We start from the raw sequence: 25,385 nt of genomic DNA on the forward strand, positions 1-25,385 counted from the left end.
ACACCAATCACACAGGAAGGGCAACGATGAGTCTGTGGCGCACCACCCCCAACATCGAGCAACTGAACGCCGCCGGTAAAAATACCATCAGTGAAATGCTGGACATTCGTTTCGAGTCTTTCGACGACGAATCCCTGACCGCCAGCATGGTGGTCGATCATCGCACCCACCAGCCGTTCGGCCTGCTGCATGGCGGTGCTTCGGTGGTGTTGGCCGAAACGGTCGGGTCCATGGCGGCCTATCTCTGTGTCGATGCCAGCAAGTTCTATTGCGTGGGCCTGGAGATCAATGCCAACCATCTGCGCGGTGTGCGTAGCGGACGGGTGACCGCCACGGCCCGGATGGTCCACCTGGGCCGCACTACCCAGGTCTGGGACATCCGCCTGGTCAATGACGAGGGCAAAGTCAACTGCGTGTCGCGCCTGACCATGGCCGTGGTGCCGCTGGGCGAGCAACCGCCGGCGCGTTGAAACATGAATACATGTTTGTGACTGATGGACCGCTCTTGTGGCGAGGGAGCTTGCTCCCGCTGGGCTGCGAAGCGGCCCCCTAAATCCATCGACGCGGTTAGCCTGGCACACCGCGTCGCCTGGTTTTGGGCCTGCTTCGCAGGCCAGCGGGAGCAAGCTCCCTCGCCACAGGGTTTCATCGCTCATACAGCCCCATAGCCCAAGCCCGACTGTCATCATTCCTGTCAGTTACGGTCATTGCCGTGCCGTCGGGTTCTGCGGACAATCTGCCCCAGTTCCCCAATGGATCGGCTGTCATGTCGCAACAGATTTTTTTCGCCCACGCCAACGGTTTTCCCTCGGCCACCTACGGCAAGCTGTTCGCCGCGCTGGCGCCGCAGTACCAGGTCGCGCATCTGGAGTTGCACGGCCATGACCCGCGTTTTCCGGTGGACGATAATTGGCACAACCTGGTGGACGAACTGATCCATCACCTGGAGCAGCAACCGGCGCCGGTGTGGGGCGTCGGTCACTCCCTGGGCGGCGTGCTGCACCTGCACGCGGCGTTGCGCTGCCCCGAGCTGTATCGTGGCGTGGTCATGCTCGATTCGCCGCTGCTGACCCGTACCGACCAGTGGGTGATCCTGGCCGCCAAGCGCCTGGGCTTCATTGACCGCCTGACGCCAGCGGGCCGGACCCTGGGTCGGCGTGAGGAGTTCGCCGACCTGGCGTCGGCCCGGCAGTATTTTGCCGGCAAGACCCTGTTCCGCAGCTTTGATCCGGATTGCTTCGACGCCTACCTGCAACACGGTCTGCAACAAGTCGGCGACCGGTTGCGGCTGCGCTTCGACCCGGCCACCGAAATCAGCATTTACCGCGGCGTGCCGCACACCAGCCCCGGGCGGCCCCGTAAGCTCAAGGTGCCGCTGGCCGTGGTGCGCGGGCGGCAGAGTCGCGTGGTGATGCGTCATCACACCCGTTCGGTGGGACGTATGCTCCATGGCGAATCCTTGAGCATGCCCGGCGGCCATATGTTCCCCCTCGAACGTCCGCAGGACACGGCCAACCTGCTCAAGAACCTGTTCCAGCGTTGGGAAGGGCGCAGCGCATGAGTGTGGTCGAGGAAGTCCGCCTGAGCTTGCCGCACATCGAACTGGCGGCCCACCTGTTCGGGCCGGAAGATGGACTGCCGGTAATTGCCCTGCATGGCTGGCTGGACAACGCCAACAGTTTCGCCCGCCTGGCGCCCAGGCTCGAGGGCCTGCGGGTGATCGCCCTGGACATGGCCGGCCACGGTCACTCCGGGCATCGGCCACTCGGTGCCGGTTATGCCCTGTGGGACTACGCCCACGATGTGCTGCAAGTCGCCGAGCAACTGGGCTTGAAGCGTTTCGCCCTGTTGGGGCACTCCATGGGTGCCATTGTCTCGCTGGTGCTGGCCGGCTCCCTGCCGGAGCGGGTGACGCACCTGGGGTTGATCGACGGGGTCATTCCTCCGACAGCCAAAGGCGATAATGCGGCCGAACGCATGGGCATGGCCCTGCAAGCCCAGTTGGATTTGCAGCAAAAACGCAAGCCAGTCTACAAAACCCTCGACCGGGCCATCGAAGCGCGTATGAAGGGGCTGGTAGCGGTCAGCCGCGAGGCCGCCGAGTTACTGGCCCAGCGCGGCCTGATGCCGGTGCCCGGGGGCTATACATGGCGCACCGACAACCGCCTGACCCTGCCATCGCCCCTGCGCCTGACCGAGGAGCAGGCCATGGCGTTCGTTGCACGGGTCGCTTGTCCGGCGCATCTGGTGGTGGCCGCCGACGGCATGCTGGCCCAGCACCCGGAGTTGCTGGAGCGTCTACCCTTCAGTCATGAGCAGTTGCCCGGCGGCCATCATCTACACCTGAACGACGAGGTCGGTGCCACGCTTGTAGCAGACTGTTTCAATCGGTTCTTCACCGTTCCTTGACTTGCGGCGGGCAACTGTCGAGGCTGGGCGGGTTGAAAGGGAGACAACCATGACAGACCTCTGTTTATCAGCCTCGGGGTGCATCGACGACGCCCGTTGCGTCCAAGCGTCCCAGGCCAAGCCGACCCGATGAAATCATCCGTTCACTCACTCGTCCTGCTGGTGCTGGCCTGCTTCAGCCCGGCGTCGTTCGCCGTCGATGTGCCAGGCAGTCGCGACCTGGAGCGTGTGCCGCGCATGCCCGACGCGCAGATTGTCGATTACCGGCAAACCAGCGACCTGGAACGCATCTATCCCATGGGCTCGATCCGCAAGATCAGCGGCCAGTTGCGCTTCGACGGCCAGGTCGATGCCCGGGGGAACGCCACGTCTGTTACTTACGAACTGCCGCCGGAACATTCCGCCACCCAGGCCTTTACTGCCGCGCGCGAAGCGTTGCAGAAACAGGACGCCGAGCTGTTGTTCTGGTGCCAGGCCCGCGATTGCGGCGAAAGCAGCCTGTGGGCCAACGACGTCTTCGGCAATGCCAAGCTCTATGGCGCCGACAACGGCCAGGCCTTCCTGCTGCTGCGCCTGGCGCCGCCCGCGGACAACACGCTGATTGCGCTGTATGCCATCACCCGCGGCAATCGCAAGGCCTACCTGCATGTCGAGCAGTTCGAGGCGAATGCACCGCTGGGGGACCTGCTGCCGACGTCCGCCACGCTGCTGCGCCAGCTCAAGGACACTGGGGGCCTGGATTTGCCGCGTCTTGCCGGTGAGCCAGACGACACCTGGTTGCGCCTGTTGTCCCGGGCGCTGAACCTGGACACGGGCTTGCGGGTCAGTATCGCCGGTCCCCGGGCCGAGGATTGGATTGAGGCGCTGGCGGGCCAGGGCGTTCGGGCGGCGCGCATGGAGGCCGCCAGCGGCGAGGCGGCGGGATTGCACCTGGAGTTGCTGCGCTAAGCTGTCTCGGGGCCGCGGGTTTCACGCCGTTGCCTCGCTCCTGTTCATTTTTTCGAGACCCTACATGATCAATAACGATCGGCTGTTGGTGCAGATCCTGCTCCTGGTGTTGTTCGGCGCAAGCCTCTGGGTCATGGCGCCGTTCTGGTCGGCGCTGTTCTGGGGGGCGGTGCTGGCGTTCGCCAGTTGGCCGCTGATGCGCCTGCTGACCCGCTGGGTCAATGGCCGCGAATCCCTGGCGGCGGCGCTGCTGACAGTAGGCTGGATGTTGTTGGTGGCGGTGCCGCTGGTGTGGCTGGGTTTCAACCTGGCCGACCATGTGCGCGATGCCACCGCGTTCATCAAGGACGCACAGGTCGACGGCCTGCCCGAAGCCCCGACCTGGTTGGCCGGTGTACCGCTGGTGGGCGAACGGCTGGTCGGCATCTGGAACAGCATCGACCAGCAGGGGGCCGCGCTGATGGTGTCCGCCAGGCCTTACCTGGGGCAGGTCGGCAACTGGCTGCTGGCGCGCAGTGCACAGATTGGTGGTGGCATACTCGAGCTGACCCTGAGTATCGTGTTCGTGTTCTTTTTCTATCGCGACGGCCCGCGCCTGGCGGTATTCGTCCACGGGTTGCTGGAGCGTCTGATCGGCGACCGGGCCGGTTACTACATCGAGCTGGTGGCCGGTACGGTGCAACGGGTGGTCAACGGCGTGATTGGCACCGCGGCGGCCCAGGCCGTGCTGGCGCTGATCGGCTTCCTGATCGCCGGGGTCCCGGGGGCGCTGGTGCTGGGTATCGTCACGTTCCTGTTGAGCCTGATCCCCATGGGGCCACCGCTGGTGTGGATCCCCGCAACGGCGTGGCTGGCGTGGAAGGGTGAGTACGGGATGGCGGTGTTCCTGGGCATTTGGGGCACGTTCATCATCAGTGGCGTGGACAACGTGCTCAAGCCTTACCTGATCAGCCGTGGCGGAAACCTGCCCTTGGTCATCGTGCTGCTGGGGGTGTTCGGCGGGTTGATTGCCTTCGGTTTCATCGGCCTGTTCATCGGCCCGACCCTGCTGGCGGTGGCGTATAGCCTGTTGACGGACTGGAGCAAAAGCCAGGCGCGGTAACCCCGGCAAGCCCAAGACCCTGTGGCGAGGGAGCTTGCTCCCGCTGGGTTGCGCAGCGACCCCAAACCAATTTTTTCGATATACCTGACACACCGCGTTGTCTGGCTTTAAGGGCTGCTGCGCAGCCCAGCGGGAGCAAGCTCCCTCGCCACAGGGTTATCGTCGATCAATCAACCGCGAACCTGGCTCCCGAACGGCCAAGTGTGTACGGATGAATCAGGTCGCCACGTTCAGGTGTTTCCCTACAGTGGCGACGTTATCCAGCGAGTATTGTCGGCTGAGGTTGGCGATCATTCTGTTCAACGCTTCGCTGACATTGGCCTGTTCGGTGGAACTGTCGCTGCGGCGACCGGCCTGCAAGGCGCTGCTCAGTTCGCTGGCGGTGGCGTCGCCATCGGCATCGAGCTGGCTGAACAGCTCTTCACCGGAGCCCTGTTGCGGTGGTGGCGGTGGTGCAAGGCTGGCGGCGAGTTCGTCGAGGCTGACAGTGCCGTCTTCATTCTTGTCCAACGCCGAGAACACTTGCTGGCTGTCGGCATCGCTGTCCGTGCTGGCCAAGCCGTTGCTCAACTCATCGCTGCTGACCGAGCCATCACCGTCGGTGTCCAGGACGCTGAGCAGCGCATCGGCCAGTTCGGTATTCGGCGCCTGGCTCCGTGGCGGCGGAGGTGGTGGCGCCATTGCGGCCATTTCCTCGCTGCTCAGGTCACCACTACCGTCACTGTCCAGGTCGCCGAAATTGTCGCTCAGGCTGACCAGGATGCCATCGTCGTTTTTTTGCGACAGGGCGGTGCTCAACTCTTCCTGATTGACCGAACCGTCGCCGTCACTGTCGAGCTTGCTCAGCAGTTCCTTTTGAAACTGCTGGCTGCGGGCACTGCTGGTTGCGGTACTGCTGGTGCTGGTATAGGTGGAGTAACTGCTGACGCTACCGATCATGGGCGCTCTCCTTGGGCTGGGATAGCCGGTGGGTGCACCGGCTTATGCAGCCTCTGCGAGGGAGTTGTCTGGGGTGTGTGGAGTTTGTACCGAGAGAAATACACGGCGTTCGCTCCTGTGGGAGCTTGCTCCCACAGGAGCGATAAGAGGGCTTAGAGACGAGGCAGGCTGATCACCGCTGTCAAACCACCCCCTGGCGTCTCTTCCAGGGTCAATTGCCCGCCCAGGCGTTCGGTGGCTTCCCGGGCGATGGTCATGCCCAGGCCGACGCCGCCGGAGTTGCGGTTGCGTGAGCCTTCCAGGCGAAAGAACGGCTCGAACACCGCCTCGCGTTTGTCCGCCGCAATACCGGGACCATGGTCGATGACTCGAATCAGCACCTGCTTATGTTGGTCTTCCAGGCTGATCAAGGCATGACCGGCGTAGCGCAGGGCATTGTCGATGAGGTTGTTGAGGCACGAACGCAGCGCCATCGGTTGCACCTGCAGCGGTGCACAGCTACCGCTGACCTGTACATCGGCGCCCTGGTCCTGGGCGTTTTCGCTCAACGATTCCACCAAGGCCTGCACGTCCATCCATTGCAACGCTTCACTGGTGCGCTGTTCGTGCAAGTAGGTGAGGGTGGCATCGAGCATGCCGATCATGTCGTCCAGGTCCTGGCGCATCTGGCCTTGCAGCTTGATGTCATCGATCTGCTCCAGGCGCAGCTTGAGCCGCGAAAGCGGCGTGCGCAGGTCATGGGACACCGCGCCGAGCATGCGCGAACGCTGCTGCACCTGCTCGCGAATCCGTTGCTGCATCAGGTTGAACGTATGGGCTGCCTGTCGCGCTTCACGGGGGCCGTTTTCATCCAGCGGCGGGCTGTCGAGGTTTTCGCTCAGGCGCTCGGCCGCATCGCTCAGGCGCTGGATGGGGCGGGTCAGGAGCTTGGCGCCGTACCAGGCCGCGATGATCAGGCACACGAATTGAAAGGTCAGCGGCACCAGCGGGCCGCCGAACCAGGGGCGCGCAGGGCGGTTAGGGGGCGGGCCGAAGCGCGGGGGCTTTCGGCCTGTCGGGAGAATTCCGGCGGTGGCCCGGGAGGCGGCCTGTCGTATTGAGAAAACCAGGCAAACGCCAACAGGTGCGCCAGGACAATCGCCAGCAACAGCACGCCAAACAGGCGGCCGAACAGAGAGTCGAGGCGCAGTTGCATCAACCGATGTCCCGCGCGTCGAACAAGTAGCCTTCACCACGCACGGTCTTGATCAGTTGCGGGGCCTTGGGGTCGTCGCCCAGCTTCTGGCGCAGGCGTGATACAAGCAGGTCGATGCTGCGGTCGAAGGCCTCGATGGAGCGCCCGCGAGCCGCGTCCAGCAGTTGTTCGCGGCTGAGCACCCGGCGCGGTCGTTCGATGAAGACCCACAACAGGCGAAACTCGGCATTGGACAGGGGCACCACCAGCCCATTGGCGGAGATCAGTTGGCGCAGCACACTGTTGAGCCGCCAGTTGTCGAAACGGATATTGGCCCGATGCTCGCTGCGGTCGTCGCGCACCCGGCGCAGGATGGTCTGGATACGCGCCACCAGCTCCCTGGGTTCGAATGGTTTGGCCATGTAGTCATCGGCGCCCAGCTCCAGGCCGATGATGCGGTCGGTGGGCTCGCAGCGGGCGGTGAGCATCAGGATCGGGATGTCCGATTCGGCGCGCAGCCAGCGGCACAACTGCAAGCCATCTTCACCCGGTAGCATCAGGTCGAGCACGATCACGTCGAAGTGCTCGGCCTGCATTGCCTGGCGCATGGCCGCGCCATCGGTCACGCCGCTGGCCCGGATGCTGAAACGGGCCAGGTAATCGATCAGCAGCTCGCGGATCGGCACGTCGTCGTCGACGATCAGCGCGCGGGTACTCCAGCGCTTGTCGTCGTCGGACACTTTTTGATCGTCAGAATTTGCAACAGGGGTGTTCTGCATGGATGCATCATCTGCCAGGTAGGCTGCCAACCGCAAAGAAGGCGGCGAGGTTGAGCCCTCAGCATAGGCTTCGTGCCGCGAGGCGTGAAGCGCTGAAAGGACGGGGTGCGGCGGCGGACGGTAGCGTGTCGACGTGTTGTACGCATGTCATGAATGTATCGGCTTCGACACAAAGGCCGGTATCGTCCATGCTGCTGGGGGACGATGATATTTACCGATCATCGGGTCCCGCACGGGCGCTCGTTCCGCTACAATGCGCGCCGATTTCGACTTGCCTGAGAGCCCGCTCATGTCCGCCTGCCAGACGCCCATTATCGTCGCCCTGGATTTCCCCTCCCGTGACGCCGCCCTGAAGCTGGCCGACCAGTTGGACCCCAAGCTATGCCGGGTCAAAGTCGGCAAGGAACTGTTCACCAGTTGTGCTTCGGAAATTGTCGGGACCCTGCGCGACAAGGGTTTCGAAGTGTTCCTGGACCTGAAGTTCCACGATATTCCCAACACCACCGCCATGGCCGTCAAGGCCGCTGCGGAGATGGGCGTGTGGATGGTCAACGTGCACTGCTCCGGTGGCCTGCGCATGATGGCGGCCTGCCGTGAAGTGCTGGATCAGCGCAGCGGCCCGAAACCGTTGCTGATCGGCGTGACCGTGCTGACCAGCATGGAGCGCGAGGATCTGGCCGGGATCGGCCTGGACGTCGAGCCTCAGGAGCAGGTGCTGCGGTTGGCGGCGCTGGCGCAGAAGGCCGGCCTGGACGGTCTGGTCTGTTCGGCCCTGGAGGCCAGCGCCCTGAAAGCGGCTCACCCGTCGCTGCAATTGGTGACCCCGGGGATTCGTCCGGCGGGCAGCGCCCAGGACGACCAGCGTCGCATCCTGACTCCGCGCCAGGCGCTGGACGCCGGTTCCGATTACCTGGTAATCGGCCGTCCGATCAGCCAGGCCGCCGACCCAGCTCAGGCGCTGGCGGCGGTCGTGGCCGAATTGGCCTGACCTGACACCGAAGATCCCTAATGTGGGAGCGAGCTCGCTCCCACAGTTGTTTTGTGTCAGACCTTCAATACCAACTTCCCGAAGTTCTCCCCACTGAACAATTTGGTCAGTGTCTCGGGGAATGTCTCCAGACCTTCGACAATGTCCTCCTTGCTCTTGAGCTGTCCCTTGGCCATCCAGCCGGCCATTTCCTGTCCAGCGGCGGCGAACTGCGCGGCGTAGTCCATGACCACGAAACCTTCCATGCGCGCCCGGTTGACCAGCAGTGACAGGTAGTTGGCTGGGCCCTTCACCGCGTCCTTGTTGTTGTACTGGCTGATGGCGCCGCAGATCACCACGCGGGCCTTGAGGTTCAAGCGGCTGAGCACGGCATCCAGGATGTCGCCCCCGACGTTGTCGAAATACACATCCACGCCCTTGGGGCATTCGCGCTTGAGGCCGGCATGAACGTCTTCGTTCTTGTAGTCGATGGCGCCGTCGAAACCCAGTTCATCGACGAGGAACTTGCATTTATCGGCCCCGCCGGCGATGCCCACCACGCGACAGCCTTTGATTTTGGCGATCTGCCCGGCGATGCTGCCCACCGCACCAGCGGCGCCTGAGAGCACCACGGTCTCGCCCGCCTTGGGCGCGCCGACGTCCAGCAGGGCGAAATAGGCAGTCATGCCCGTCATGCCCAGTGCGGACAAATAACGTGGCAGCGGTGCCAGTTTCGGGTCGACCTTGTAGAAACCTCTTGGCTCGCCGAGGAAATAATCCTGCACCCCCAACGCACCGTTTACGTAGTCCCCGACCGCGAACCCCGGGTTGTTCGAGGCAATTACCTGGCCGACACCCAATGCCCGCATCACCTCGCCGATGCCGACCGGCGGGATATAGGACTTGCCCTCGTTCATCCAGCCGCGCATGGCTGGGTCCAGGGACAGGTATTCGTTTTTCACCAGGATCTGGCCGGCTGCCGGTTCGCCGACCGGTACTTGCTGATAGGTGAAAGTCTCGCGGGTCGCCGCGCCTACCGGGCGTTTGGCGAGCAGGAACTGGCGATTGGTCTGGGCAGTCATGGCGGGCACTCAAGATGAATGAAGCCTTGTTGATAGACCTTCGAAGCATTTGCCGCAAGGTTTGCTGATACAGCGAATGCAGTTCGATCCAACACAGTGATAGTTCGGCCTGGGGCCTTATCACTGGTGCCCATGAGTGCTCAACCGGCAGTTGGATAGTGCTGCCGTGTCCTCGGGACCTGTGGCTAGACTGGCGGCATCTCCCGCATTCTTCGAGGAACAGACAATGAGCATGACGTTTTCCGGACAGGTCGCCGTGGTTACCGGCGCTGCCGCTGGCATCGGCCGGGCCACTGCCCTGGCGTTCGCGGCAGAGGGGCTGAAAGTGGTGGTGGCCGACCTCGACGTGGCGGGCGGCGAGGGGACGGTGCAGTCGATTCGTGATGCGGGCGGCGAAGCGGTGTTCGTGCGCTGCAACGTGACGCTGGAAAACGACGTGCAGCAGCTGATGGACGAAGTGATCAAGACCTACGGTCGTCTTGACTACGCCTTCAACAACGCCGGGATCGAGATCGAGAAGGGCAAGCTGGCCGACGGTACCCTCGATGAGTTCGACGCGATCATGGGGGTCAATGTGAAGGGCGTCTGGCTGTGCATGAAGTACCAGTTGCCATTGCTGCTGGCCCAGGGTGGCGGCGCGATCGTCAACACGGCCTCGGTGGCGGGCCTGGGTGCGGCGCCGAAGATGAGCATCTATGCAGCGTCCAAGCATGCCGTGATCGGCCTGACCAAATCGGCCGCCATCGAATACGCCAAGAAAAAAATCCGCGTGAATGCGGTCTGTCCGGCGGTGATCGACACCGACATGTTCCGTCGTGCCTATGAGGCGGACCCGAAAAAAGGCGAGTTCGCCAATGCCATGCACCCGGTGGGGCGTATCGGCAAAGTCGAGGAAATCGCCAGCGCCGTGCTGTATTTGTGCAGCGACGGCGCGGCCTTCACCACGGGCCATTCCCTGGCGGTGGACGGCGGCGTCACGGCGTTCTGAGGACTTGCCCTTCGGCTTGTAGGACGAAGCCCGCACTGGTTGCGGGCTTTTTCGTGGGGCGCTCGAAAAAACCTCGGAACGGTCCTTCAATGTGTTTCAAAGGGTGAGAATCGACGGTTTTGGCGACGTTGTCGTACATCGTCCCGTTGCGGCCTGTGCTTAACTGTTTCCGGAAATAAAACAAATGCTTAGGAGCTTGGTTACTCATGGAGTTGAGAATCGACCGACAGGCCCTGGTGCCTGTCGTGCAGCAAATCGTTGACGCGCTGACCGGCTGGATCCGACAGGATGCGGTACAACCGGGAACTCGGCTGCCATCCGTCCGCCAACTGGCGCGGGAGAACCTGCTCAGCCAGTCCAGCGTCAATGAAGCCTGTGAACGCCTGGTCGCCCAAGGCCTGTTGGCGTCCCGCCATGGTTCCAGCTTTTTTGTCGCACCACCCCCGTCGCCCGGGCCCGAGCCCACTGATCAGAATCGACAGCAAGCCACGTTCACCGACGGGGGCGACAGCTCGCAATGGGAGTTGAAGCTGGGGTGTGGCGGGCTACCCGAGAGCTGGCGTGAAAGCGATGACCTGGGCTATGCGATCCGCCAGGTCACTCGCACCGACATGGCGGGATTGTTCAACTACAGTACGTCGTTGGGGCTGCCTGCCCTGCGTGAGCAACTGTCCAGGCGCTTGAAACAATTCAATATCGAGGTCGATAAAGACCTGATCCTGACCACCACCGGGGCGACCCACGGGCTGGACCTGATCGTACGGACATTGTTGCCGCCGGGTTCCTGCGTGGTCGTGGAGAGCCCCGGCTATTCAAGCCTGTTCGACCTGCTCAGGTTGCACGACATCGACATGATCGAACTGCCCAGGACCCCGCGCGGCCCGGACGTCGATGCGCTGCAAGACCTGCTGGCGATGCACCGGCCCACTGCGCTATTCGTCAACAGCGCCTGCCATAACCCGACCGGCACCAGCCTGGCTCCGGCCGTCGCTCAACGGCTGCTGCAATTGACGAAGGAGCACGGCGTACTGGTGATCGAAGACGATGCCTATGGCGATTTCCAGAGCGCGGCGCGGACCCGGCTAGCGGCATTGGATCCTGAGGTGGTCTACGTGGGCAGCTTCTCGAAAACCCTGAGCAGTTCGTTGCGCGTCGGTTTCGTGGTGGCCGGGCCTTCCATCATCGCGCGCCTGAGCGAGGTCAAGGGCATTACCAGCATGGGGGGGATCGCGGTTCTGTGAGTCGGTCCTTGCCTGCCTCCTGGCCAATGGCGCCTATCGCAAGCTGGTCCAGCGCCAGCGGCAGCGTCTGGGTGCCGATATGGCGGCGCTGTTGCAGGTACTGGAAGACGCCGACTGGGAGGTCTTTGGCAAGCCGGCCGGGGGGGCTTTTCATCTGGGCAAGACCGCCATTGTGTGACTACGCTGGAGTACAGCGCCTGGCCAGGCGTTTTGGCGTGCTGCTGTCTTCGCGTAGCGCATTCAGCCCTTCGGGTGCCGACAGTGACTGGCTACGGATCAACGTGGCGTATGCCCGTGACCCCAGGGCGCTGGCGTTCTTCCGGGCAGCGGCTCTGGATCGACCTCTAGTGTCCTGAAAACGACGCAGCTGTAGCTTTTTGCCATTATTCCGACGCCAGCATCTTGTGTTGCAGGGTGTCTCGTTGCGAATCTGCAATCAACACACACTGGCAGAGGACTGAGCGCAATGATTTCCGCCGTGCAAGGACGTTTTGCCAACCTGGGTATGGCAAAGAAACTGGGTATCGGATTTGTCCTGGTGCTGTTGCTGACCGCAGTGGTCGCGGCCATCGGTGTCTGGTCCCTGCAGACCATCAGCCATCGCTTCGATGGCCTGAAACAGATGTCGTCCCTCAACAGCGGGTTGCTCAAGGTCCGGCTGCTGGAGCAGGAATACGCCTCGCGCTCCGACCCCAAGACCGCCGATGCGTTGCGCCAGGGGGTCGACGCTCTGGTGGCCCAGGCGAACGAACTCAAGGTGCAGTCGGCTGCCAACGTGCCGGTGATGAACGACGTGGAGCAGGCGCTGGGCGCGTATCGCAAGGCGTTCGACGAATTTGTCGGGTTGAGCCAGAGCAAGGACCTGGCGCTGGAAATGGCCAGTTGGTCGGTGTCCAGCGTCGCCAATAACCTGGATGTGTTGCAGGCCGGGCTGGCTGATGATGGCACCTATACCTTGAAAGATTCCGAGGGCAAGGAGGGGGCCGAGTTCATCGAGCAGGCCAACCAGGTCAGCGAAGTATCCCGCTTGATGTTGCAGGCCATGAACGAAGCGCGGGTCCGCCTGGACCAGAGCCGCAAAGGCAATGTCGAGGGCGCCGGAGAAGGCAGCATCGAGCAGGCCGAGCAGGCGATGAAACAGGCCGAAGTGCTCAAGACCACGGTCAAGGACCCGGGTTACCAGACCGTGCTGAATGAAGTGGCCGGGCATATCGCCGGGTTCAATGAGCAATTGGCCGAATACACCGGCCTGCTGGCGAAGGAAAAAGTCGTCTACCAGCAACTGCACGAGCGGGCCGATCAAGTGGTGGCGCGGGTTGACCAGGCCTTCGGTGCCGAAGACCAGGCCATGCAGACCGAACTGAAGAAAAATTCGCTGCTGATCATCGGTTCGTCGGCCTTGGCGTTGCTGGTGGGATTGATCGCGGCATGGGTCATAACCCGGCTGATCGTGACGCCGCTGCGCAGTGTCATTCGTGTGGCCCAGCAGATTGCGTCGGGTGACTTGAGCGCCACGGTGGAGGTGACGCGCCGAGACGAAATTGGTCAGTTGATGCAGGCGATGCAACAGATGGGCGCGGGGCTGAGCAGTATCGTCAGCGGCCTGCAGGCCGGTATCGAGCAATTGGCCAATTCGGCCCAATCGCTGTCAGCCGTGACCGAGCAGACCAACCTGGAAGTCAGTAGCCAGAAAGAAGAAACCGAGCAGGTCGCCACGGCGATGAACCAGATGACGGCCACGGTGCATGACGTGGCACGCAATGCCGAAGAGGCGGCCCAAGCGGCCCAGACTGCCGACGACAAGGTCGAAAGCGGCCAGCAGGTGGTGCGTCAGAGTATGGTGCGCATCGAACAGCTGGCCGATTCGGCCACGTCGGCCAGTTCCAGCATCGAAAGCCTCAGTGCCGAGATCCAGAACATCGGTACGGTGCTGAGTGTGATCAAGAGCGTGGCCGAGCAAACCAACCTGCTGGCGCTCAATGCCGCTATCGAGGCAGCCCGGGCCGGGGAGCAGGGCCGGGGCTTTGCGGTCGTGGCCGATGAGGTGCGGGCGTTGGCCAAGCGCACGCAACAGTCCACCGAGGAGATCGAGCGACTGGTGAGTGCCCTGCGTTCAGCGGCCCAGGCTTCCGTGCAGCAGATCCAGAGCAGCGGCGAGTTGGTGAAGATGGCGGTCAGCGATGCACTACAGACCGAAAGCGCCTTGGGCAGTATTGCGGCGGCGGTATCGCTGATCCAACAGATGAACCAGCAGATCGCGGCGGCGGCCGAGCAGCAGAGTTCGGTGGCCGAGGAGATCAATCGCAGTGTCACCAGCATTCGCGCCAGCGCCGATCAATCCTCTCTGGCGATGCGCGGCAATGCCGCTTCCAGCATCGAGCTGGCGCAGTTGGGGGTTGAGCTTAAGGGGATGGTGGGGCATTTCAGGTTGTGAGTCCGCGATAGCAGGTCCAACATTCCAACAGTTTTGCCTGCCTGGCGGTGTACGGGCATAGTTTACAGCCCCGTGGCGAGGGAGCTTGCTCCCGCTGGGCTGCGAAGCAGACCCGAAATTCGTGGGAGTGCTGCGCACTCCAGCGGGAGCAAGCTCCCTCGCCACAAAAGCTCCACCTGCACAGGGTGGAGCCGTATCAGTCGTAGACTTTCTTCTTCTTCCACTCGTCGTTGACTTCGGCTTCCTTCAGCCCTTCGGTCAACTGGTTGACTTCGCCTTCGACCGGCTGGGTGCTGGCCAGGACCTGGGCATTGGCGCGGGCCAGGAGTTTTTCCAGGTAGGCCAGTTGTTCGGCGTAGACCTGGGGTTCCTGTTGCTTGCGCAGGTACTGCACGCCACGCTCGAAGGCCAGGCGGGCCTGCCCGGGTTGTTCTTGCTGCAGGGCTTGCTGGCCGAGGTTGTTGAAGAACTCGATGTGCAGCAGCACCAGGATGTGTCGCACTTCGCGAATCCAGCGCTTGGCTTCGTTAGGCGGCAGGAAACCGTCCTGGGCGGCACGGGTGATCTGGCCGTGCAAGGCCTCAAGCAGAAAACGTACGTCCTTGGCCTTGGCTTCGGTCTGGATCGGTGCCGGTGGATTGTTCACCGGGATCGATTCACCTTGGGCGGCCAGTGTGCTCAATTCGTCCAGGCGTGCCTTGACCGCAGAATTGGTTTTCTCCAGGTTCAGCAGGCGCTGACAGACGTTCATCTCAAGGCGAGTCATCAACAACTTCAGGGCAGGGGTCATCAACTGCCCGGGGAAGGTTTCGGTGAGCTCCCCACAGCGACGCATACGGTCGTTGAGTTCTACCTTGGTGCGGGCCTTTTCCAGCTTGTTGTTTTCCACCACGTGGTTCATGTAGCCAATGGCGATCAACAGGGCGATCCCGGCTACGACGAGCAGGGTGATCATGAGTGGTGTCACCGGTAAGACCTCTTTATTGTGGTACGCATGTCATGAGTGTAGTGGCTTGGCTTTTAAGCGCATAGGTCCGAGCGACGCGATTAGACGGGCGTCGTGCTGTTTATAGGAAGCATAACCGGATGGGTGCACATTGCCATCATTTGCCGGGCTCGACTATAGCGTCTCGGCGGGTGACAGAATATAGGCGCCAGAGACCGGGCGGGTAAAATGTCCGGATCGCCCCCAAACCGGGCGAAGTCATTGATTTAAATAAATTTATATCTGGGGGTTGACGACCCTTCAATCCATCCATAGAATGCGCGCCACTTACAGCGTAAAGCACTCAGCCAAACGCTGTAAGCAGTGAATGTTGTACGTGTGTCCCCTTCGTCTAGTGGCCTAGGACACCGCCCTTTCACGGCGGTAACAGGGGTTCGAGTCCCCTAGGGGACGCCAATGCGGGAATAGCTCAGTTGGTAGAGCACGACCTTGCCAAGGTCGGGGTCGCGAGTTCGAGTCTCGTTTCCCGCTCCAATTTTAAACAGTGTTGCTTTCGAGCAGGGCTGAGTGAAGCCAGAGCCGACATCTTCGGATGCGGATTTGGGCACTGAAATACACACCATGTGTTTCAGTTAGTGTGTCCCCTTCGTCTAGTGGCCTAGGACACCGCCCTTTCACGGCGGTAACAGGGGTTCGAGTCCCCTAGGGGACGCCATTTGCGGGAATAGCTCAGTTGGTAGAGCACGACCTTGCCAAGGTCGGGGTCGCGAGTTCGAGTCTCGTTTCCCGCTCCAAATTCAAAAAAACGCCGCTCATTTGAGCGGCGTTTTTTTTGCGCGTAAAAAAGGCCATCTCAATGCCCAAGGTTATGTTTCCGGCGCTCAAGGGGCTTTGACCAGCGATTCGTCTTGTCTGAGGGGGCTGACGACGTTTTTCCTTAATATTGAAGGGGAGTGGAGAATATTTCCTGCAAAATTCAAGGGAAAACGCCTAGGAAGATTAATAGTTCATTCCTAAAGAAATGCACTTCTCCTAACCTTCCAGTACCCATTCTGGAGATGCATTTATGCTGATTTTCGTTAAATCGATGGTCATTGGGCTGTGCATTGCAGCCCCTGTAGGACCCATTGGGCTGTTGTGCATACAGCGAAGTCTGATGCTTGGGTGGAGAGCCGGTTTCGCGACGGGATTGGGCGCGGCCACAGCCGATTCGATCTATGGATTCATCGGTGCCCTGGGTGTTACCGCCGTCATTGCGACGCTCATCAGCTTCAAACCCTGGTTGTGCATCTTTGGAGGATTGTTCCTCGCCTACATTGGCTATCAGACAATACGATCGAAGGGTGGCGCGACGGCCATGGCGGGGGAGCGTGCCAACCTGTTCAAAGCCTACTCGACCACGCTGTTCCTGACGCTTTCCAACCCCATGACCATCTTGTCGTTTATCGCGATATTTGCTGCGTTGAGTGATGGCATGGCCAGTGACCAAGGCGGCCAGCACGCCTTGTTGCCGATGGTGACCGGTATCTTCCTGGGCTCGGCGGTCTGGTGGTTGGGGTTGAGTGGTTTCTCCTCCATTTTCAAGGCGCGGATTGCCGAATCGAAGCTAAGGCTGATCAACTACTTTTCAGGGGCAACCATCGCCCTCCTGGGGGCCTATCAGGTCGCCACTGGCGTCATGCTGGCCACGGCAATCTGACCCAAGGCTTATGCCTCGCTGAGCGGGGCATAAGCTTTGGTGTCTCCCTGCGACGCACGCAGGACGTTTATTCCAACCTGAACTCGACGTACGCCCTGAAACGGCCTATCGCCTGGGTGATTTGCGAGGTGGTTGCATTGCTGAATGACAGCCTGACCTGGGTGGTGGCCTCATTCATCAGTGAAAACAACGTGGTGGGAAATACAATCACCTTGAACAGCCTGGCGCATTCGCGCATTTCAAAATATCCAAAGACGAAAGGCAGTTGCACATTGATGAAGAAGCCGCCTGTCGGATGATTCCAGCTGACTGCTCTTTGAGCGTCGGCTTTGAGTGGAAATTCGCGCTCAAGGCATTCAAGCATGTGATTCCTTTTATTTGTATAAGACAGCACCCTGGGTTGGTTCAGCTCTCTCAGCGAGTAGTGGTGCTCGATCAGCAAGCCTGCGACAACCGCTTGGCACAGGGCGGGGGTGTTCACCGTGATCAGGCTTTTGGCTTTGCACAATCGACTGCTGAAGGACATGACCCCAGTGCCCTCTGGGGCGACCACATAGCCCATGCGCAAGCCCGGGAAAATCGATTTGGCAAAGGAGCCCAGCAAGAACACCCGACGACTGTCGATGGACTTCATCGACGCAATGGCATCGCCTTCGTACCTGAAGTAACGGTAGGCAGTGTCTTCGAGGATGAAAAAGTTCTTTTCATCGGCCAGAGAGAGCATGGCTCTCCTGTCGTCATGGGAAAGGCTGTCGGCAGTAGGATTGCTAAAGTCCGGAATCGCATAAAGCGCCTTGATTCGTTCACCTCTGGATTCCAGTGCTTCGATGAGCCTGCGCAGGGCAATCGGATCAAGAAAGGCAGCCATGGGGACGGGGACTATTTTTATACCCAGCAGTTTTGCGATACCCGTGATCCCGGAAAACACCGGATCAGGTACCAATAAAACCCCGCCGCCTTCAAAAATGGACAGGAGCGTCAAGGTGCAGGCTTCTTGAAAGCCCATGCACACCACAATGCTTTCAGGGTTGGCAACGTTGATCGCTTCATCCACCTGCAGATGGCTGGCGATTATTTCATTGATGATTCCAGCGGTTTTTCCATATTGGCAAAGCAGCGTCGCAAGTGACTGCTCGGTGCCGGCAACGTGATCTTTGTATTGGCTCAGGCCCCTGTCGATGAGCGAAGGGTCGCACTGCTCATCATCGGGTCGACCGGAGGCCAGTGAAATGGCCTCCGGGTTTTCTTGGGCAATCGAGTTTAGTAGGTGAATGACGTTCAGGATGGGGGCGTCGAATATCGTGCTTTCGAATGCGCTGGACACTTTCGCTTCTCCATAAAAAAGCAACGAGCCATTGAAGGCCCGTTGCTCATGATCAACACCCGCTACGCAGGATCGAGTGAGCTTTCTTGATCGACCATGCGCTCCATGGCTTCGAATGCCTGCAGCAGGTCTTCCTTGAGGTCATCCAGGTCCTCCAGGCCAAAGCACAATCGAACCAGGCCTTTCTCGATGCCCATGTCCGCTTTTTCCTGATCCGTCATCGAGGCATGGCTGCCACTGAAGGGCTGGGCAACCATCGACGTCACGCAGGCCATTCCCGTGCCCGTGCCAAACCATTTGAGCGTGCTGGTGAACGTTTTGTAGAAGGGAACCAGGTCGGGTCGAATATCGACAAACACGATGCCGCCGTAACCGGTCAGTTGTTTGCCATCGACGCGTGGGTAATAGACATGCTCGATAAAAGGCAGCTCGCGCAGATAGTTGAGCATGCTGGCTGTCGTCTGGCTGTGCTTTTCCATGCGCAGGTTGAACGTCTGCATGCTTCTGCGAAGCAACCATGCGCTATTGGGCGTTAATATCGTGCCTGAATAAAAGCGACCCTCGAGCAGGCGGTTGTAAATCATTTCACTGTTGACCAGAACCAGACCGCCCATGACATCGCTATGCCCGGAGAAGTATTTGGTGGCGCTGTACAGTGAAATGTCGGCGCCAAAGTTCAACGGCTTCTGAAATATCGGCGTGGCCCAAGTATTGTCAACCACCACCAGCGCTTGCGGGTTGTTTTGCTTGACGGCCCGGCTGACCGCATGAATATCAATGTCTTTCAGGAACGGGTTGGTCGGTGTTTCGAAAATGACCATGTCGACGTTCGCCGGCAAGGCATTCAACCCGTCTTGCGTGGTGAGATCCAGAATCGTCAGGTGTGCGCCGATGCGTGCTGCATACCGCTGGAACAATTTATAAGAGCAGCCATAAATGTATTTGTTGATGACCAGAGAAGCACCCGGCTTCAACAGTTCCAACACCATGTAGATGGCGCTCATCCCGGTGCTGTACGCCAGGGCATATTCGCTGCCCTCCAGGGACGCGACAACCTGTTCCAATTCACTCACGTTGGGATTGGCCTTCCTTGAGTAGAAGAAGGCCGAGTCAGCGCTGAAGGCGCTGCACTGATAAATAGGCGTGACCGAAGGTCGGGCGTCCCGGTCATCGACCTTGATATGAAGTATTTCAGTAGACACTTTCATGCTTGGCTGACCAGTTTGATGACCTGTTCATACATGTTTTGCTTGCCCTCGTAACCAATGGTCGGGGTAATGTCGTTTTGCGAAATACCAATTTCTTCAATCGATTCCGTGGGGAAGTGAGCCCTGTCGAATACTTCATGAAGGTTCGAGTTCACCCCGTTGGGGAGCCAGACCTCAGGACCGGTTTCGTCGATGCGTGCCTTGGCAATAATGAATCGATAGCTTTCATGGGGTCGCAGCGTCAGTGATTTCCAATCGCTGTTGTGCCCGTCCGTATAGTTGCGCCGCAGGTAGACGGTCTGTTCGAAGTCTTCGGTATTCAGCACTTGAGCGTGCAGCGACACGATATCCCCATGCCACTCGAACTTGCGTTTCTCGTAAGCGCTCAGCGCCTCCTCTCGCAGCTCGACAGGAACGTTCGCCTGGTGTTCGCCCAGCAGTTTGAAATGCGCATCGTGCCCGCATTGAGAGCAGCAACCCTTGCTGTCCAGCCCGATGATTTCAGCGTTCAAACCATAGCGGGTGACGAGCAGGGCGTTACAGTTGTTGCAACTGGTGTTGGTGCCCTCAACGTCATTCACGTTGCCCAGATAGACATGCTCTACGCCCATGCTCCGAGCAACGTCCCGAGCCTTCAGCAACCGGTCCACGGGGGTACGGATGCTGTTGCTCATTTTGTAATCGGGATGGAACCTGACGAAGTGCAACGGCACATTCGGGCCCAGCTCATCCAATACCCACTGGCTGATTTTCCGGGCCGTTTCCTCGTCGTCGCTGATGTCGGTCACCATCAAGGTGCTGACCTCGACATATTTGCCGGCGTCGTAGACCTTCTTGATTCCCGCCAGGACTGGCTCTACCCAGCCGGTGGTGACCTTGCGGTAGTATTCCGGGGAAATAGATTTCAGCGAAATCGAGAAAATATCGATGACCGGCAGTAATTCATCAATGGCTTCTTCACTGATAAAGAACGCCGATTTATATAGGTTGATCAGGCCCGCTTCCTTGGCCAGCCTTGCCGTGTCGAGGATGAACTCATGCCAGACAACGGGATCGTTATACGTCCAGGAAATGACGCGTATTCCGTGCTTGAGTGCGGTTTCCACAACTTGTTCAGGGGTGTAGTAGTAAACGTCTTTGTCGGTGACGTACTTGGCCTGCGAGGTCTTCCAGTTGTGGCAATAACCGCAGTTGAGCATGCAACCGATATTGCCCAGGGACAGGATCCGCTCTCCAGGGGCAAAGTGGAAAACGGCTTCGGTCTCAATCGTTTCTTCCGTGCTGTGAACACCTTTGCCGTAGTTCAATGTAACGAGTCTGCCGCCTCGGTTCCCGCGCACTTTGCAAAAACCTACCTTGCCCTCCTGTATGACACAGTTTCGCGGGGAAAGATGACACTTGACGACGCCCCCCGGGAGTATTTCTTCCAGTTTTGCCGGGCTGCTTTCCAAGGTCCAGTTTTTATTTTTTGTAGTGTCCATCTTTCTCACTCCTCATCACGGAAGTTGTTATCAATATCATCGGTTGAAAAAAATCGAGGCGAAACAATCCCGCTGCCATGGATGGCAACTATCTTTATGGGTGTTAGTAGGCGGATGAAGCGCGAATCAATCCATAGTTCTTGAGAGAAAAGCGCTTGGCATTCATGTTCATGAAGGGTTGAATAAGCGGGCCGATCACCAGCAGGAATGCGATCGTTCCCACGCCGAACGGGCCGCCTAAAAGCCATCCGCCCGAAAAGATGCCGATTTCAATGATCATTTTGGCTTTGGTGAATGACCAGCCCCACTTGGAAACCATGGTCAGGACCACGAGGTCCATGATTCTGATTCCAATACCGCTCATGATGATCAGCGCGGAGGAGTAGGCACATAACACCAGTCCCGTCGCCAATAACATGTACTCATTCATTCTCGCGATCAAATACTCTCCGAGCCCCAACCCTGACCAGAGATCAATCAACAGGCCGGTCAGCGTTGTTGTAATAAAGGGACTTATCGGCGGGTATTTTTTGTTCCAGAGCATCCACCATGTCAGGAAGAAGAGCGACACGATAGCCGAACAAATGCCCATGCCGAGCATAAGTATTTTATCGATGGAAATGATCAAGACGTCTAATGGGTCGGTACCCAGTTGGCTGATGATGAAGCACTTGGCGCCCAGTGAAAAGAAACCGACACCCGTCAAGTACATCAGGAGCTGGTCCTTCTTGAAGTGGCGAAAACTTAGTACTTGCGTGCCAATGTACTGAGCGAATGAGTATGACTTTTTTCCACACTTTATCTTCTCATCTTCCATGCGAGCACCATCCCTGGAGAGAATATTTTATTATGAGTGCGTCACGCTAAAGAGCAGGGCTATTGATTGCCCTCAGGCTTTCAGGCTGGAAATAGACTAGCGCTCTGCTTTATTTTGGTGCATGCTTTTTTTAATGAAAAACGCGGGCTTTTCATTAAAATTTATACTTTTAACCGGGGAAAACGCACATGGATCGTATAGACGTCAAAATCCTGGGTAAGGTACAGGACTGTGGTCGCATTTCCATCACAGAGCTTTCCAAGCACGCAGGTCTTTCTATTCCTGCCACCAATGACAGGTTGCGCAAACTTGAAGACTCAGGGGTCATCAAGGGCTATCACGCTCAGTTAGATCCAACCAAACTGGGGTACGGCATATCAGCTGTCGTCGGCATCACCACCCTCAAGCCGGCGAAATCCAAATTAATAGCAACGCTCACCGACATACCTGAAGTCGTTGAATGCCTGCACATCACGGGAAACGATTCCTATCTGATCCGGATCTACGCCAGATCCATGGCTGAAATCGAGGACATCATTGCGAAAATCAACGCATACGGAGAGACGCGTACCAGCATTGTCCTGTCCATTCCCATCGAGAGAAGAAAGCTCGCCCCGTGAGTCAGGGCGCCTGTCAGGCAGGGGCGGGGAGTGCTCGATCGACGAGGTCGCTCCCCGGCCATGGGCGTCCGGTCTAGCTCTGGCACGGGTGGGGATGCTTCTGTGGCCAGCGAGACATCCACACGAGTAATAGCATCATGGCGGCGGGGCAGAGGGTGACCGCCAGTAAACCGATGTGCAAATCCGAATGCGCTGAAATAATTCCCACAAGCCATGGAATCAGACTGCATCCGGCATTACCCGAGGCTGTCAGTACAGAGAACATGGTTGCTCCACCTTGAGGGTAGGCATCTGCGGTAATGGCGAGCATCGTGGGCCATAGGCAACTGCCTGAGAACCCTGCGGCGATGGCAGCGGTTAACGCCAATGCGGGGCTGGGGGTGAAGCTGATCACGAAAAACAGGACGACGGTCACGGCGCAGCAGCCTAGCATCAGTGAAACGGCGGGTATCCGTTCTTGCAGCAGAGCGGCAGCCATGCGCCCGAGGGCCATGCCCACTGAAAAACCGGCGAGCGCAAACCCCCCCACTTCTTTCGAGTAGCCCAATCCTTGTTCAGCGAAGGCGGGCAGCCATTGAGACAGTCCCGTTTCCGTAGCTCCTCCTAGAAAGATGGCGATCATGCAGGCGATGAAATAGGGTTGTCTGATAAGCGCGGGCATGGATTCGCGTTGCACGTGCTCCTGTATCAGCGGTGGCAGGGGCAATCGCAGGAACAATAGAAAGGTTGCAAGCGGGGCAATGATCAAGCCCAAGGCGACCATGCGCCAGGAAATGTCCCATCTCAGCGCGATGCTTGCGATCAGCACGGCACTTACCGCGCCAATGCAGAAATACGAATGCAGCCAGTTCATGGCGGCGCTTCGGCGCTCGGGTTGCAGGGCTGCGACAATAGGGCTGAGTATCATATCCAGCACACCCGCACCGAAACCCATGATGGCAACCGCGAAGAGCAGGAAGGTATAGGAAGGGGCAAAAGCCACAAGGGCCAGACCTGCTGAAGTGGTCATCAGCCCAAAGAGAATGATCCGCCTGGCGTCCCCTCGGTCTGCCAATGGCCCGGTGATCAGAATGGCCACTATAAAGCTGAGGAACATGACCGCCGGAATCCGTCCCAGTTGCTCCGTGGTCAGCCCTGACGAGGGGCCAAAGGCATCACTGAACGTCGTCAGGTACACCGGCAGGAAGTTGAGTGCCATGGCCAGGCACAGCATGGCTGCATAACAAGCGTAAAGCGCGTGTCGATGGGGATTGGGCGCAGACAGCATCAGGTATAAAACTCTTGAAATTAGAAACGTGGGGCGCCGTGCGCTTTCCAACAGCATTCAGTCCATTCAATCTCTGAAAAATGAGCTGCGAAAGATGAATCGCCCGGGCTACTGGCAAAGAACCCGAACCGGACGAGTTCTTCTGCATGGAGCAGGTGGAACATACGCATCATGCAGAACTGTGTCCCGTCAACCGAGTTTTCCAGAAGGAAGTCGCTGCCTCTTCGGCTCAGGCGGTAATACATGGTCTGGGTGACGCGATCGAAATCAGCCATGGACCAGTCTGAAAAACCATTGTTGGTCACGACAGAGAACAGCTGCTGGAAACCATTGTTCTGGTATTCGATGCCGCTTTTCATCCAGTGGTTTTTATCTTGGTAGATAAACAGGCCGCATTGGTCAAAGTAGGTACTTGAGGCAAAAGATACCTTGGCCTTCAATGTCCAGTATTGTTCCTCGCTGGCAACCACAATGGCCGGTGCATTGTCATACTCCAGGCCGTAATAGGTGCCTCGCCAGAAATCGGTGTCGGGTGTGGTGTGGATAATGATTTCCTGATCGTTGATGGACGATCGCTCGGGGACGTTAATCCAGGTCCAGTCTGAAATACTCAGTTTTTTCATGCTTTTATTACCCGAAAAACCAGTGGTTTATTTCCCAGTGCTGGTGAACACGTAAATCCGCCGCGCTCAGGTCCTGCTGCCCTGAATTGGGGTTGAGCAAACCCGCGCAAAACATGCTGGCGGCTTTTGCTGCCGCCACACCATGAGCGGAGTCTTCAATCACCACACAGGATGACGGTGGGAGACCCAGGCGTTGGGTGGCCATGAGAAAGATCTCGGGATCTGGCTTGCTGTGCGTAACGTCATCGCCACACACGATCTCACTGAAAAAAAGCTGCAGCCCAGCGTTACGTAAAATCAGCTCAACGAGTGCTCGCGGTGAAGAAGAGGCGACTGCACAAGGTATTCCCGCTCTCTGTAATGCGCCGAGAAGTTCTGTCACGCCTGGCATGGGAGGCAGGGGGGCGGAACTCAATACTTCCATCAACTGCCGGTGATGCTCCGCCATGAGGCAGTCCAGATCTTCTGCAAGCCCGTATTCGGTTTTGATGGCGCTCCACATATGACGCTGCGTGGTGCCTACAAAACGAGACAGTTCTGCCTCATCAAGCACCACGCCATGGCGTGCATAGGAATGTCTTTCCTGTTTCATATAGACCGGCTCACTGTCCACCAGCACACCGTCCATATCGAAAATGAACCCCTGGAAAGCCAGCATCAATGCGCACGCCGCTGTTGAGGGTCACGCTTGAAGTGCAGGAAGTTATAGTGTGAGCGTGCTTCAAACTCATGCAGCTTGAAGGCTTTGGTCATTTCAATGTCCTGGAATCCTTCGCCATCTATTAGCGTGGTAGTGTCTGAGCCGCCAATGATGATAGGCAATTGCATGAGCATGATTTCGTCGACTAGATCAAGATTGAATACCTGCCAGTTCAGGTGGCCACCCCCTTCAACCATGATGTGATTTATTCCGCGAGCTTCAAGCATCGGGAAGAGCTGTTTGAAGTCGACTCGTGCGGTTCCTGCAAAAAGAACCTCTTTACCATGCGCGCGGATGTGCTCGACCATCTTGTGGTCACGTGCTTCTTCTGTCGTTGCGATGATAGTGTGTTCGGGAGAACTGAAAATTTTCGCAGAAGCTGGGAAGTTGAGCGATGTCGTAGGAATGATACGCACAGGATTACGACCGGACTCATAGCGATTGGTCAATTGAGGATCGTCGGTGATAATCGTATTGCGACCGACCATGATGGCATCGACTTCACCGCGGAATTTATGAATGAAGCGCATGTCTTCATCGTCGAAATGCTGAAAAAGCGGTTTGCTGGAGGCTTCATTGCCGAGCGTCAGTTTGCCATCGATGGAAATCTGGCTGAATACAGTAACTTTCATAAGGG

At 58.8% G+C, this 25,385-nt stretch carries 22 protein-coding genes, 4 tRNA genes and 3 pseudogenes; 16 read left to right on the plus strand and 13 right to left on the minus strand.

Annotated features, from left to right (window positions below; translation table 11 throughout):
• The first annotated feature begins 26 nt into the window (after window positions 1-26).
• The 5 genes from TK06_RS29270 (at window position 27) to TK06_RS29290 (ending at window position 4,459) form a co-directional block, all read left to right on the plus strand.
• Complete coding sequence (locus TK06_RS29270) at window positions 27-470, plus strand: hotdog fold thioesterase (protein WP_063324859.1); 444 nt, start codon at window positions 27-29, stop codon at window positions 468-470.
• 296 nt (window positions 471-766) lie between these two features.
• Complete coding sequence (locus tag TK06_RS29275; RefSeq protein WP_063324860.1) at window positions 767-1,561, plus strand: alpha/beta fold hydrolase; 795 nt, start codon at window positions 767-769, stop codon at window positions 1,559-1,561.
• On the plus strand, window positions 1,558-2,409 hold the full coding sequence (locus TK06_RS29280) for an alpha/beta hydrolase (RefSeq protein ID WP_063324861.1): 852 nt from the start codon (window positions 1,558-1,560) through the stop codon (window positions 2,407-2,409). The genes TK06_RS29275 and TK06_RS29280 overlap by 4 nt, the downstream gene beginning before the upstream one ends.
• 129 nt (window positions 2,410-2,538) lie before the next feature.
• The gene (locus TK06_RS29285; RefSeq protein WP_063324862.1) at window positions 2,539-3,357 is read left to right on the plus strand and encodes a DUF4892 domain-containing protein; all 819 of its coding nucleotides are present in this window, start codon (window positions 2,539-2,541) and stop codon (window positions 3,355-3,357) included.
• A gap of 64 nt (window positions 3,358-3,421) precedes the next feature.
• Window positions 3,422-4,459: an AI-2E family transporter gene (locus TK06_RS29290; RefSeq protein WP_003204378.1), complete on the plus strand. Its 1,038-nt coding sequence runs from the start codon at window positions 3,422-3,424 to the stop codon at window positions 4,457-4,459.
• 216 nt (window positions 4,460-4,675) lie between these two features.
• Here TK06_RS29290 and xopAW read toward each other — a convergent pair whose 3' ends face one another.
• From xopAW to TK06_RS29305, 3 genes and pseudogenes are all read right to left on the minus strand, one after another.
• A complete protein-coding gene (xopAW, locus tag TK06_RS29295; protein WP_063324863.1) occupies window positions 4,676-5,398 on the minus strand; it encodes an EF-hand domain-containing protein in 723 nt (240 codons plus the stop codon).
• 152 nt (window positions 5,399-5,550) lie between these two features.
• Window positions 5,551-6,593: pseudogene (locus TK06_RS29300) on the minus strand (HAMP domain-containing sensor histidine kinase).
• Window positions 6,593-7,351, minus strand: a complete 759-nt coding sequence (locus TK06_RS29305) for a response regulator (RefSeq protein WP_063324864.1) — start codon at window positions 7,349-7,351, stop codon at window positions 6,593-6,595. The pseudogene TK06_RS29300 and the gene TK06_RS29305 overlap by 1 nt, the downstream one beginning before the upstream one ends.
• Window positions 7,352-7,640: 289 nt before the next feature.
• Here TK06_RS29305 and pyrF point away from each other — a divergent pair, with 289 nt between their 5' ends.
• Window positions 7,641-8,339: an orotidine-5'-phosphate decarboxylase gene (gene pyrF, locus TK06_RS29310; protein ID WP_063324865.1), complete on the plus strand. Its 699-nt coding sequence runs from the start codon at window positions 7,641-7,643 to the stop codon at window positions 8,337-8,339.
• 56 nt (window positions 8,340-8,395) lie between these two features.
• On the opposite strand, the gene TK06_RS29315 is transcribed toward pyrF, so the two are convergent.
• On the minus strand, window positions 8,396-9,400 hold the full coding sequence (locus TK06_RS29315; RefSeq protein WP_063324866.1) for an NADP-dependent oxidoreductase: 1,005 nt from the start codon (window positions 9,398-9,400) through the stop codon (window positions 8,396-8,398).
• Between the two features lie 226 nt (window positions 9,401-9,626).
• Here TK06_RS29315 and TK06_RS29320 point away from each other — a divergent pair, with 226 nt between their 5' ends.
• The 4 genes and pseudogenes from TK06_RS29320 (at window position 9,627) to TK06_RS33660 (ending at window position 14,063) form a co-directional block, all read left to right on the plus strand.
• A complete protein-coding gene (locus TK06_RS29320) occupies window positions 9,627-10,388 on the plus strand; it encodes an SDR family oxidoreductase (RefSeq protein WP_063324867.1) in 762 nt (253 codons plus the stop codon).
• A gap of 206 nt (window positions 10,389-10,594) precedes the next feature.
• A pseudogene (locus tag TK06_RS29325) lies at window positions 10,595-11,985 on the plus strand (PLP-dependent aminotransferase family protein).
• A gap of 992 nt (window positions 11,986-12,977) precedes the next feature.
• Window positions 12,978-13,154, plus strand: a pseudogene (locus TK06_RS33655) (HAMP domain-containing protein); the annotation flags it as partial.
• A 204-nt stretch (window positions 13,155-13,358) separates the two neighbouring features.
• Window positions 13,359-14,063, plus strand: a complete 705-nt coding sequence (locus TK06_RS33660; RefSeq protein ID WP_371856966.1) for a methyl-accepting chemotaxis protein — start codon at window positions 13,359-13,361, stop codon at window positions 14,061-14,063.
• A gap of 196 nt (window positions 14,064-14,259) precedes the next feature.
• On the opposite strand, the gene TK06_RS29335 is transcribed toward TK06_RS33660, so the two are convergent.
• A complete protein-coding gene (locus TK06_RS29335) occupies window positions 14,260-15,018 on the minus strand; it encodes a hypothetical protein (RefSeq protein WP_063324869.1) in 759 nt (252 codons plus the stop codon).
• Between the two features lie 371 nt (window positions 15,019-15,389).
• On the opposite strand from TK06_RS29335, the gene TK06_RS29340 reads away from it, so the two are divergent.
• The 5 genes from TK06_RS29340 (at window position 15,390) to TK06_RS29360 (ending at window position 16,708) form a co-directional block, all read left to right on the plus strand.
• Window positions 15,390-15,465: transfer RNA gene (locus TK06_RS29340), tRNA-Glu, on the plus strand.
• A 2-nt stretch (window positions 15,466-15,467) separates the two neighbouring features.
• Window positions 15,468-15,543 (plus strand) — tRNA-Gly (locus tag TK06_RS29345).
• 105 nt (window positions 15,544-15,648) lie between these two features.
• Window positions 15,649-15,724: transfer RNA gene (locus tag TK06_RS29350), tRNA-Glu, on the plus strand.
• Window positions 15,725-15,727: 3 nt separating this feature from the next.
• Window positions 15,728-15,803 (plus strand) — tRNA-Gly (locus TK06_RS29355).
• A 272-nt stretch (window positions 15,804-16,075) separates the two neighbouring features.
• The gene (locus TK06_RS29360; protein ID WP_063324870.1) at window positions 16,076-16,708 is read left to right on the plus strand and encodes a LysE family translocator; all 633 of its coding nucleotides are present in this window, start codon (window positions 16,076-16,078) and stop codon (window positions 16,706-16,708) included.
• A 67-nt stretch (window positions 16,709-16,775) separates the two neighbouring features.
• On the opposite strand, the gene TK06_RS29365 is transcribed toward TK06_RS29360, so the two are convergent.
• The 4 genes from TK06_RS29365 to TK06_RS29380 all read right to left on the minus strand — a co-directional run bounded on the left by TK06_RS29365 (window position 16,776) and on the right by TK06_RS29380 (window position 21,538).
• Entirely contained in the window at window positions 16,776-18,032 is a 1,257-nt protein-coding gene (locus TK06_RS29365; protein WP_063324871.1) for a PLP-dependent aminotransferase family protein, read from the minus strand.
• Between the two features lie 62 nt (window positions 18,033-18,094).
• A complete protein-coding gene (locus TK06_RS29370) occupies window positions 18,095-19,240 on the minus strand; it encodes a PLP-dependent transferase (RefSeq protein WP_063324872.1) in 1,146 nt (381 codons plus the stop codon).
• On the minus strand, window positions 19,237-20,721 hold the full coding sequence (gene amrS / locus TK06_RS29375; RefSeq protein ID WP_063324873.1) for an AmmeMemoRadiSam system radical SAM enzyme: 1,485 nt from the start codon (window positions 20,719-20,721) through the stop codon (window positions 19,237-19,239). The genes TK06_RS29370 and amrS overlap by 4 nt, the downstream gene beginning before the upstream one ends.
• Before the next feature lie 103 nt (window positions 20,722-20,824).
• On the minus strand, window positions 20,825-21,538 hold the full coding sequence (locus TK06_RS29380) for a YczE/YyaS/YitT family protein (RefSeq protein ID WP_063324874.1): 714 nt from the start codon (window positions 21,536-21,538) through the stop codon (window positions 20,825-20,827).
• A gap of 188 nt (window positions 21,539-21,726) precedes the next feature.
• Here TK06_RS29380 and TK06_RS29385 point away from each other — a divergent pair, with 188 nt between their 5' ends.
• Entirely contained in the window at window positions 21,727-22,158 is a 432-nt protein-coding gene (locus TK06_RS29385) for an Lrp/AsnC family transcriptional regulator (protein ID WP_063324875.1), read from the plus strand.
• A gap of 73 nt (window positions 22,159-22,231) precedes the next feature.
• Here TK06_RS29385 and TK06_RS29390 read toward each other — a convergent pair whose 3' ends face one another.
• The 4 genes from TK06_RS29390 to TK06_RS29405 are packed head-to-tail and all read right to left on the minus strand — an operon-like array spanning window position 22,232 to window position 25,380.
• A complete protein-coding gene (locus tag TK06_RS29390) occupies window positions 22,232-23,482 on the minus strand; it encodes an MFS transporter (protein ID WP_343226758.1) in 1,251 nt (416 codons plus the stop codon).
• Window positions 23,446-24,048 carry a DUF1349 domain-containing protein gene (locus TK06_RS29395; RefSeq protein ID WP_063324877.1) on the minus strand — a complete coding sequence of 201 codons (603 nt, stop codon included), beginning with the start codon at window positions 24,046-24,048 and terminating at the stop codon, window positions 23,446-23,448. Before TK06_RS29395 ends, TK06_RS29390 begins: the two co-directional genes overlap by 37 nt.
• Before the next feature lie 7 nt (window positions 24,049-24,055).
• Window positions 24,056-24,706 carry an HAD family hydrolase gene (locus tag TK06_RS29400; RefSeq protein WP_063324878.1) on the minus strand — a complete coding sequence of 217 codons (651 nt, stop codon included), beginning with the start codon at window positions 24,704-24,706 and terminating at the stop codon, window positions 24,056-24,058.
• A complete protein-coding gene (locus TK06_RS29405) occupies window positions 24,706-25,380 on the minus strand; it encodes a dihydrofolate reductase family protein (protein WP_063324879.1) in 675 nt (224 codons plus the stop codon). Before TK06_RS29405 ends, TK06_RS29400 begins: the two co-directional genes overlap by 1 nt.
• Window positions 25,381-25,385: the final 5 nt, after the last annotated feature.

Source organism: Pseudomonas fluorescens, assembly GCF_001623525.1.
Classification (GTDB): domain Bacteria; phylum Pseudomonadota; class Gammaproteobacteria; order Pseudomonadales; family Pseudomonadaceae; genus Aquipseudomonas; species Aquipseudomonas fluorescens_Q.

Excerpts from the sequence above, each read along its gene's own strand:
- TK06_RS29270 (WP_063324859.1), top strand. The coding sequence starts at position 27 with ATGAGTCTGTGGCGCACCACCCCCAACATCGAGCAACTGAACGCCGCC.
- TK06_RS29290 (WP_003204378.1), top strand. The coding sequence starts at position 3,422 with ATGATCAATAACGATCGGCTGTTGGTGCAGATCCTGCTCCTGGTGTTG.
- pyrF (WP_063324865.1), top strand. The coding sequence starts at position 7,641 with ATGTCCGCCTGCCAGACGCCCATTATCGTCGCCCTGGATTTCCCCTCC.
- xopAW (WP_063324863.1), bottom strand. The coding sequence starts at position 5,398 with ATGATCGGTAGCGTCAGCAGTTACTCCACCTATACCAGCACCAGCAGT.
- TK06_RS29285 (WP_063324862.1), top strand. The coding sequence starts at position 2,539 with ATGAAATCATCCGTTCACTCACTCGTCCTGCTGGTGCTGGCCTGCTTC.
- TK06_RS29335 (WP_063324869.1), bottom strand. The coding sequence starts at position 15,018 with ATGATCACCCTGCTCGTCGTAGCCGGGATCGCCCTGTTGATCGCCATT.
- TK06_RS33660 (WP_371856966.1), top strand. The coding sequence starts at position 13,359 with ATGACGGCCACGGTGCATGACGTGGCACGCAATGCCGAAGAGGCGGCC.
- TK06_RS29400 (WP_063324878.1), bottom strand. The coding sequence starts at position 24,706 with ATGCTGGCTTTCCAGGGGTTCATTTTCGATATGGACGGTGTGCTGGTG.
- TK06_RS29390 (WP_343226758.1), bottom strand. The coding sequence starts at position 23,482 with ATGCTGTTGGAAAGCGCACGGCGCCCCACGTTTCTAATTTCAAGAGTT.
- TK06_RS29370 (WP_063324872.1), bottom strand. The coding sequence starts at position 19,240 with ATGAAAGTGTCTACTGAAATACTTCATATCAAGGTCGATGACCGGGAC.
- amrS (WP_063324873.1), bottom strand. The coding sequence starts at position 20,721 with ATGGACACTACAAAAAATAAAAACTGGACCTTGGAAAGCAGCCCGGCA.
- TK06_RS29380 (WP_063324874.1), bottom strand. The coding sequence starts at position 21,538 with ATGGAAGATGAGAAGATAAAGTGTGGAAAAAAGTCATACTCATTCGCT.
- TK06_RS29395 (WP_063324877.1), bottom strand. The coding sequence starts at position 24,048 with ATGAAAAAACTGAGTATTTCAGACTGGACCTGGATTAACGTCCCCGAG.
- TK06_RS29405 (WP_063324879.1), bottom strand. The coding sequence starts at position 25,380 with ATGAAAGTTACTGTATTCAGCCAGATTTCCATCGATGGCAAACTGACG.
- TK06_RS29385 (WP_063324875.1), top strand. The coding sequence starts at position 21,727 with ATGGATCGTATAGACGTCAAAATCCTGGGTAAGGTACAGGACTGTGGT.
- TK06_RS29320 (WP_063324867.1), top strand. The coding sequence starts at position 9,627 with ATGAGCATGACGTTTTCCGGACAGGTCGCCGTGGTTACCGGCGCTGCC.
- TK06_RS29315 (WP_063324866.1), bottom strand. The coding sequence starts at position 9,400 with ATGACTGCCCAGACCAATCGCCAGTTCCTGCTCGCCAAACGCCCGGTA.
- TK06_RS29280 (WP_063324861.1), top strand. The coding sequence starts at position 1,558 with ATGAGTGTGGTCGAGGAAGTCCGCCTGAGCTTGCCGCACATCGAACTG.
- TK06_RS29360 (WP_063324870.1), top strand. The coding sequence starts at position 16,076 with ATGCTGATTTTCGTTAAATCGATGGTCATTGGGCTGTGCATTGCAGCC.
- TK06_RS29305 (WP_063324864.1), bottom strand. The coding sequence starts at position 7,351 with ATGCAGAACACCCCTGTTGCAAATTCTGACGATCAAAAAGTGTCCGAC.
- TK06_RS29275 (WP_063324860.1), top strand. The coding sequence starts at position 767 with ATGTCGCAACAGATTTTTTTCGCCCACGCCAACGGTTTTCCCTCGGCC.